The organism is Halomonas sp. SIMBA_159 (genome assembly GCF_046536035.1).
Classification (GTDB): Bacteria; Pseudomonadota; Gammaproteobacteria; order Pseudomonadales; family Halomonadaceae; genus Vreelandella; species Vreelandella venusta_A.
Map to the genome: position 1 here is coordinate 1 of NZ_JAWJBT010000435.1, position 277 is coordinate 277.

The 277-nt window shown below is 66.4% G+C and carries 1 protein-coding gene; it reads left to right on the forward strand.

Annotated elements, in window-relative coordinates; all coding sequences use genetic code 11:
- Positions 1-277 (forward strand): SAM-dependent methyltransferase (locus tag R0J87_RS19935; RefSeq protein WP_498888420.1); only part of this gene is annotated, 277 nt, incomplete at both ends.

The window sequence follows — 277 nt, forward strand, 5'->3', positions numbered from 1 at the left end:
GGCTTGCGCGGCGACGACGGCAGCGACTTCGTCACGGCACCCGAACTTTCGCCGCTCTTCGCGACCACGCTGGCGCGTCCCGTCGCCGAAGCGCTGCACGCAAGCGGTACGCGCAACGTGATGGAGTTCGGCGCCGGCACCGGCAAACTCGCGGCCGGTTTGCTGAACGCGCTCGCCGCGCTCGGCGCTGAATTCGACAGCTATTCGATCGTCGATCTGTCAGGAGAATTGCGCGAGCGTCAGCGTGAAACCATCGAAGCCGCCGCGCCTTTACTCG